Source organism: Acinetobacter sp. GFQ9D191M (genome assembly GCF_011174875.1).
Classification (GTDB): Bacteria; Pseudomonadota; Gammaproteobacteria; order Pseudomonadales; family Moraxellaceae; genus Acinetobacter.
Map to the genome: position 1 here is coordinate 1 of NZ_JAALGV010000125.1, position 7,608 is coordinate 7,608.

The window sequence follows — 7,608 nt, forward strand, 5'->3', positions numbered from 1 at the left end:
TCTCTATTTGCAACAGTGCCCTTTGTTGCACAAACCTAGCATCAAAAGCTTATTCAGCAATATGATTTCAAAATGAATAAGCCTGCCTCTAAAATCTACCGTACAACCAATTGGTCATCCTATAACCGAGCCTTAATTAACCGAGGTAATATTTCCATTTGGTTTGATCCAAAGACTCAGTGGTATGCACAATCACAAGGCAAGCAAGGTCGAAATCAAACCTACTCCGATACAGCGATTCAATGCTGCTTAATGATCAAATTACTATTCCGACTCTCTTTACGTATGGTCACAGGTTTTGTTCAAAGTCTGATTAAACTCTCTGGATTAGATTGGACAGCTCCGGATTATTCCACCCTTTGTCGTAGACAAAAGCATATTGATATTGCGATTAGCTATCAAAAAAGTAGTGATGGACTGCATCTACTCATAGACTCTACTGGTTTGAAGTTTCTTGGTGAAGGTGAATGGAAACGCAAGAAACATGGGGCTGAATATCGTCGCCAATGGCGTAAGCTTCACATTGCTATAGATGCTAAAACCCTGCAAATACGTGCAGTACAACTCACCACAAATAATGTCAGTGATTCTCAAGTACTCGAAGATTTACTTGCTCAAATTCCCTTGGATGAACCAATTGATTCTGTTTATACAGATGGTGCTTATGACACAAAGCACTGCCGACAAGTCATTTTAGATCGAGATGCACATGCGATCATTCCACCTAGAAAGAATACAAAGCCTTGGAAGGATCAGCAAGCGAGGTCTATAGAGCGGAACGAATTATTAAAGACAGTCAAACGGCTAGGCAGATCGCTTTGGAAAAAGTGGTCTGGTTATCACCGTCGAAGTTTGGTTGAAACCAAGATGCATTGCATCAAATTATTAGGCGATAAATTAACAGCGCGGAGTTTTCCAAGTCAGGTGAATGAGATCCATGCACGCATGGCAGTCTTGAATAAATTCACAGAATTAGGTCGCCCTCATACCCAAGTTGTCTCTTAAGTTTGAGTAGCTTAAGGGAACTCAGCCTTTCAAACCTTTATGCAACAAAGCCGTTACTCTTTGCAGTTCTTTTCTGAGCTTTGCTAGCTCTGCAGTTGGATCTGCTGATTGAGTAACTTTGGGTTGTTGAGGATCATAGCGTTTAATCCAGGCATATAAACTATGTGTAGTTGTACCTAAACGCGCAGCAACCTCGGCCACACTATAACCTTTCTCGGTAACTTGCTTTACTGCTTCAATTTTGAATTCTTCAGGATATCGTTTACTGCTCATAAGCACCTCGTTAATTAGCCATTTTATCTAACTAAAAGGTGTCTACAAAATTAGTGGCTATTCAAAGCGGAATAATTCTATTTGGCTAGATAAGTTATTTGTTAGGATGCTTGTGGAGAAAAAGAGCAAAAAAGATTGATGACCTGACATGTGCCTGCTTAACTTGGGAGAGTTAAGTGGTTTTTTTTAAATCTCAATATTTAAAGAAGTGTATTAACATTGTTGATATGACTAGGCTGCTCTAAGCCTTCCTAGGTATGATCCTGCTTTTATATGTTAAAGATAGAAGCTTATGAAAATTATTTATCATGTATCGCTTATTATTGCAGCAGTGACTTTGACTGCTTGTGCCGGCACTCCTAATACAGACGTTGTTCAGAAGCCTGAAATGATGAACAAATGCGTACCTGAAAGTGCAGCAGCATTAGCCCGTACAACACTATCGAGTGAAGCTGACATCAAATCAAAAACAAATGCTAAGGTCGTAAGACTTGTTGCACCTGGTCAACCTATAACTAAAGATTATCATCCAGGACGAGTAACAGTAATTGCTGATCCACAAACTAAAACTATTCTTAAGGCATTTTGTGGTTAAAAACTTAAATGCTATAGTGTACAAAACCTCCTTCGGGAGGTTTTTAGTTGTGAGCATTAAATCTGTATGGAATTTTTTAAACCTTAACTTTAAGAGAGCAATACTTTTCTTATTAAATATTCGGTTTAAATAGAATGTATAGAGATTGTAGTTAAGCCTACAGTCGAGGTTATCGTATTTGGTATGGTTACCTTTTTAATCCTGATAAGACAAAAGCTTATGAAAATTATCCAGAATTTATCTTTAATTCTAGCGGCAGTTGCATTGACAGCATGTGCAAATAATCCTGAACAGATGCCTTCTCAACAACCAAATACGATGACTAGCTGTATAACTGATGAAGCAACAAAGCTTGTGGGACAAACTGGTTTATCTGAAGCAGTAATTAAAGCTAAGACTAAAGCTGAAATTGTACGAATGGTTGCGCCAGGTCAACCAGTAACTTTAGATTACCGCTCAAATAGAGTTACGGTAGTCACCGATCCACAAACTAAAATTATCGTTCAAGTTTCCTGCGGCTAATAGCTAAAGACTAAACAAAAACCATCTTCGGATGGTTTTTTATTATTTGGAAAAGAGTAATGTCTCAATTCCTATGCTGTTTATTCGGCCTGCATGGTATGACTGAAATCGATTACATAATTAATGATGGAGGAATCAAGGTTTGTCGGGATTGTTTGAAAGAAGTTGTCCCATTAAGGAAGGCGAGGGTAATCAAGTAGCTCCAGAATACGCTTGAGTCTCGTACTAACTCACCGGACACACCGACTATTGTCATCATGCAGTGTTTGCATGAAGAAGATCGGCAGGGTGACTGCTTGATGGTTATAATGGTGAAGAATGGGAGCACTTATAATTTAGTCACCAGTAAAGCTAGGTGAGGGCAAATGGAAACGCAAGAAACATGGAGCTGAATATCGTCGCCAATGGCGTAAACTACATATTGGTATAGATGCCAAAACCCTACAAATACGCGCTATTCAGCTCACAACCAATAATGTCAGTGATTCACAGGTGCTTGGTGATTTACTTAATCAGATTCCACAAGATGAGCAGATTGACTCTGTTTATACCGATGGAGCTTATGACACCAAGCAATGCCGTCAGGTCATTGCAGATCGGCAAGCACATGCGGTGATTCCACCTAGAAAAAATGCGAAACCATGGAAAGATACAAAGAGTAGCTCGCTAGAGCGAAATGAATTACTTCGAACAATTAAACGTTTAGGCAGGACACTATGGAAAAAATGGTCAGGCTATCATCGGCGAAGTTGGTTGAAACTAAGATGCATTGCATCAAATTATTAGGAGATAAACTCAGTGCAAGGAGTTTTGATAGCCAAGTGAATGAGATCCATGCACGTGTAGCAGTCCTCAACAGATTTACGGAATTAGGTCGACCACTTACCCAAGTTACGCCTTAAATTTGGCTCAATTAGGGGCGCTTTGCATTTCAAATCTTTGTGCAACAAAGCCCTTGGGAATAACAACAACAACATCGGGTGTAAATCCAAAATAGAAATATAATTTTGGACAATTAACTCTAATATTTTTCGGTCAATGTTTTATGTTGATAAAAAACAATAGCTTGAGCTTTTTTAATTTTTGAATTAAAGTTTTATTTAACGAATTATTACTCTGAAATTAATGACTATTATCAAGAACGTTACTGACTTTCCAGAAAATTTTTTTGGCTTTCACCCTGAGGACTTAAGTCCAGATGAAAAAAATAGACCTCTAGGAAAAATTTTCATAAAATTACAGAAGCTTAGAAATGATCTTGGCCTAAAATGTATTCTCATACCAGGATTCGCATTTAAATCAATTTCGATTATCAATATTGAACAAGATGAATTTCAAACTTTGCTTCAAAAGTTTGGTCCAGAAAATTACAATAATTCTTCTTTTGGCGCACGCAGTTTTATCTTTTTTGCTCCCCATCATCTATTAAACCAGCAATAGCTTAGGGTAATCCTCCCATAAATAACCAAAGTTAAAAGCAGAGGTTAAGCAGCCAATCATAGATAATGCGACGTTCCATAAAGGTAAAAGACTGCAAGAATTACTTCAGAAAGCAGGTCATTACCTTGTATGGCTACCTAAATATAGCCCTGACTTAAATCCTGAGCTAGTCTCAAGCGCTGCTTGAGGCGAAGTGCAAGACGAAGTGAAAAAATGTGGGCTCAAGTAAAATCAGTTAGGAAAAGTTTAGGGTTAAAGATATTGATATCTTATTTCAAGATTACTGCGGTGATTTATTTGGAATTTAGCTATACATATCAGTTACTTTTAACCTCGTGAAAAACACCATGTTCATCCACCTGCATTTGAGGAATGGGTTTATTGATAAGTTCTGCGATCGCAATCAGGTTCGCTGACATTTGCTTGCCCAATAATTCTCTGGATTCAGTTACTTTTTCAGAAACATCCCTGGTCTGATGCAATTCGGGTAAAGGGATTTTTTCATCCTTCATTTCTCTAGCGGGTTCTTGTACTTTTTCTTGAGATTCTGCCGACATTTTCGCGTGAGGTTCAGAAGATTTTTTAGTCATGAGATTTAAGCCTCTCGAGTTGCTTGAAATAATGATTATCTCAATATTTTACAATAGTGAGGTAATGTCCTGCCCACAATAGTCAGCCCAGAATAGAAAGCAATCAAGAATGACTATAAATATGATAATTCTCTCTTTTGAGTCTTTCATTAATCTCTTGGTTCAGCAGTACAGTTCATTGCTTTTTGTTTAATGATCACGGACTAGAAAAAATACTGCCTCTTTTAAAGAGGCAGTATGCTTTTACAACATGATGTTTAACTTGAGAAACTGAATTTAAAACAATCTACTGTAACTCTTCCAGACAGATATGAAATTAATCCACCCCTAGCCCCTTAAACACAGCATCTACCGGATCTGCATAAAAGCTGGTCTGGAACTTGGTAAACAGTTCCACAGGAATCGTTGGGATATCTGCCGCACTACTCATTGGCAAAGCAACCTTCTTGGCACCCGCATCAAAAGCAACTTGCAGACATTCGGCAATACTTTCCACCGGTGTCACAGAACCACCCAAGCTCATATCACCCAGTACCACCATCTGACTTTGTACCGATCGTCCTAACAGGCCAGAAGCAAAAGCCACTAAACTTGGCAGAGCAAGATGGCTGAGCGGGCCGGTATTCTGTAATTCCACCACATGTAAATGGAAATCATGTTCCAGCACCTTACTGCCCCCCGAGATCCGGGATGCATTGGCCTTGAAGTAATCAAAAGCAATCTTGACCTGTTCTTTGGCACTACTTGAATTCCATAAGCCAGATGTCGCCAATTTTCCTGAACCTTTAGTGACTTGCAGTTCTAAGCGGTATAAACCTGGCATGCCCTTATTACTGAGTCCGATGGTATACAAAAAACCTGGTTTAGCAGGACCTTCGGGAATAAGTCCGCCACCCCCCTGCTCTTTGACTGAAACAAAATGCTCTTCTAAGGTGTCATTGTCGATATAGCTGAAATGCACATCATAGAATTCCATCCCTCCAATTTTCTTCAGCTGTTCTTTGACCCGACGGCGCACCTGCAGTGCATATTCCAGGCATTGCCGTACATCTTCTTTGTTAAACTGACCATGTGGGTAGAGCAGCTTCATCAATCCGGAAACCGTCTTGCGAACGGCAATCACATCGCGCTGATTCAGGTTGTTGCCGAGCTTAAAGTACTTCTCAATGGCATCCGCAAAACTACGCTTACGCATTTCCCTGAAGAATTCAGCCAGATAATCAACGATTAGACCATAACGGTTAGTAAAGAATTCCGGACGCATTTTTGGAATTTCCCAACCCGGGATATAGGCATGAAAGCGATCAAAGAATGCTGAATCGATCATTGCTTCAGGAAAAGGAGCCAATAAGTGGCTAGTCTTCACCAAGGATTCAACACTTTGGTTAATATTACCCACAAAAACCATCGAAGCTGAGGCTTCCATCTGTTCACGGCCACGGGCAAAAGATCCTGAGGCCATGTAGTCTTTCATGATCTGAACGCCATCTTTGTCCTTAAAGGAAATACCGGCAACTTCATCAAAGGCCACCACATCCCACAACCCCACCAGACCAATACGGCGGCTACTCATGTTATAGAACAGATTAGCGACAGTGGTTTGCCCACCTGAAACTAGAATACTATTCGGTGAACACTCTTTGTAAATATGGCTTTTACCGGTACCGCGTGGTCCCAGTTCACAGATGTTATAGTTATTTTCAACGAACGGAACCATACGGTAGTCATTAATGCTAGACCAATTCCATGTACCAAATTCATTAGGTTTAGGCGCTGATCTAATAAGAGTTCCATCCGATAATCGAATAACCCGTTCAGACTCAGGTGTTCCTTTTGGTGCCGGAGATATTACAGCTTTATGAACTGTAGCATCTGATCTCACGACAACAGTTTCATACCTTTCTACATAGTATGTATTTTGATAGTCATCAGTTTCTTTTTGACGAACTAAGGTTTGAACCGGGTAATACATTTTCTTATTGAGGTAAGCCCCATTAATATCAACAGGTGCTACGTTAAAACGTCCTTCTGATAAGTTATCTTCCTCTTTAACATCAAGGGAAATAGGCTCAGCTTCTTCCAATAAAGACAGAAATTCTTCTATACAACCATCCAGTTTGAAGAAATCTGTCCAGTCAGCACCCCATTCATTTTCAGGCTTCTCAGAACCATCACTATTGTATTTAATTGGCGCATAGTGAGAGGGGCAAAGTATTCTGTAACACTCTAAAGGGATGAATTCAGAGAGCTTCTCAGCGATCTTATTACCCGCTGAATCATGGTCATGACCAAGATAAATTTTCTCAAATTTTGTCCAAAAATCTGCATTCTTCATTTCATCAGGAATAGAAGAACCATGTGTGCTTGAACAGATTAAAAACTGAGAAAGTAGGTCATGTTTTTTTAGATTTTGATATACAACCCATGCATCCTTAATCCCCTCACAAACAAACAAATTCTTTTGTTTACGAAATGCATGAGTGAAATAAATTTGCGGTTTACCTTTCATCCAACCATTCTTATCGATCGGATTTTGAGTCACGCTATCAATTGCATAAAAGGCATGATGGCTTGAAAAACTACCATCCATATTGCGTATAGGGAAAGCCAGGGCATCACTAGAAATGACACCATCACGATTATAAGGGTACGTTAAACCCAGTCTAAATTCTTGAATGGTTTCATCAGTCAAAGATCTCTTATACAGATATTCCAAAGCCTGTAAGTTAGACTTCAAGCGGCTGACTAATTTTTGATTCCAATTTTGGCTAGGAGCTTTTTTTGATTTCTCAAGGATTGTTTTTATTTCAGGAGTAACACTTACTTTATTTACCGGAACTTCTATAGATAAAAATTTAGTAGCCTCATTCAAGGCTTCTAATTTTGTTATAGAGAAGCGCAGCGACCAAGCATCAAGTAAGTCATAACTCTTATCATCGCCATTAAAATCGCGACAAATACCTAAATATTTTCCACTCAGGCCGACCTTAAAACTTCCCCCACCAGCTGCAGGAGTATCATGTACATCACCAGTTACCCAATAATTTCCTTCTCTTTTCCCATTTGGGAATAAATGAGAAACAACTCTTTCAATATTGTCATTAAGGGCAGAGGAAACGAATTTAAAAGCATTATTAGTCATTTTATGCGCCCTCCATCATTCTGAACCGTACCGGGTTTGTC

Annotated in this window: 6 protein-coding genes and 3 pseudogenes; 6 read left to right on the top strand and 3 right to left on the bottom strand. The window is 39.3% G+C overall.

Going from position 1 to position 7,608, the window contains the following annotated elements; all coding sequences use genetic code 11:
• Positions 1 to 72: 72 nt before the first annotated feature.
• Entirely contained in the window at positions 73 to 1,005 is a 933-nt protein-coding gene (locus G5T77_RS15595) for an IS5 family transposase (protein WP_166139596.1), read from the top strand.
• A 51-nt stretch (positions 1,006 to 1,056) separates the two neighbouring features.
• Here G5T77_RS15595 and G5T77_RS17270 read toward each other — a convergent pair.
• Positions 1,057 to 1,278, bottom strand: a pseudogene (locus G5T77_RS17270) (transposase); the annotation flags it as partial.
• Positions 1,279 to 1,570: 292 nt separating this feature from the next.
• On the opposite strand from G5T77_RS17270, the gene G5T77_RS15605 reads away from it, so the two are divergent.
• From G5T77_RS15605 to G5T77_RS15625, 5 genes and pseudogenes are all read left to right on the top strand, one after another.
• The gene (locus G5T77_RS15605) at positions 1,571 to 1,873 is read left to right on the top strand and encodes an I78 family peptidase inhibitor (protein ID WP_127800883.1); all 303 of its coding nucleotides are present in this window, start codon (positions 1,571 to 1,573) and stop codon (positions 1,871 to 1,873) included.
• A gap of 219 nt (positions 1,874 to 2,092) precedes the next feature.
• Positions 2,093 to 2,395 (top strand): I78 family peptidase inhibitor, encoded by a 303-nt coding sequence (locus G5T77_RS15610; protein ID WP_127800881.1) that lies wholly within the window; start codon positions 2,093 to 2,095, stop codon positions 2,393 to 2,395.
• 345 nt (positions 2,396 to 2,740) lie between these two features.
• Positions 2,741 to 3,297 (top strand): annotated as a pseudogene (locus tag G5T77_RS15615) (IS5 family transposase); the annotation flags it as partial.
• Between the two features lie 223 nt (positions 3,298 to 3,520).
• On the top strand, positions 3,521 to 3,835 hold the full coding sequence (locus G5T77_RS15620; protein WP_127800359.1) for a hypothetical protein: 315 nt from the start codon (positions 3,521 to 3,523) through the stop codon (positions 3,833 to 3,835).
• Positions 3,836 to 3,890: 55 nt separating this feature from the next.
• Positions 3,891 to 3,995: pseudogene (locus tag G5T77_RS15625) on the top strand (transposase); the annotation flags it as partial.
• Between the two features lie 157 nt (positions 3,996 to 4,152).
• On the opposite strand, the gene G5T77_RS15630 reads toward G5T77_RS15625, so the two are convergent.
• Together G5T77_RS15630 and brxL are read right to left on the bottom strand one after the other, a co-directional pair.
• Positions 4,153 to 4,425, bottom strand: a complete 273-nt coding sequence (locus G5T77_RS15630) for a hypothetical protein (RefSeq protein ID WP_225554357.1) — start codon at positions 4,423 to 4,425, stop codon at positions 4,153 to 4,155.
• 316 nt (positions 4,426 to 4,741) lie between these two features.
• Positions 4,742 to 7,567 (bottom strand): protease Lon-related BREX system protein BrxL, encoded by a 2,826-nt coding sequence (gene brxL / locus G5T77_RS17485; protein ID WP_346773784.1) that lies wholly within the window; start codon positions 7,565 to 7,567, stop codon positions 4,742 to 4,744.
• Between the last annotated feature and the right edge of the window lie 41 nt (positions 7,568 to 7,608).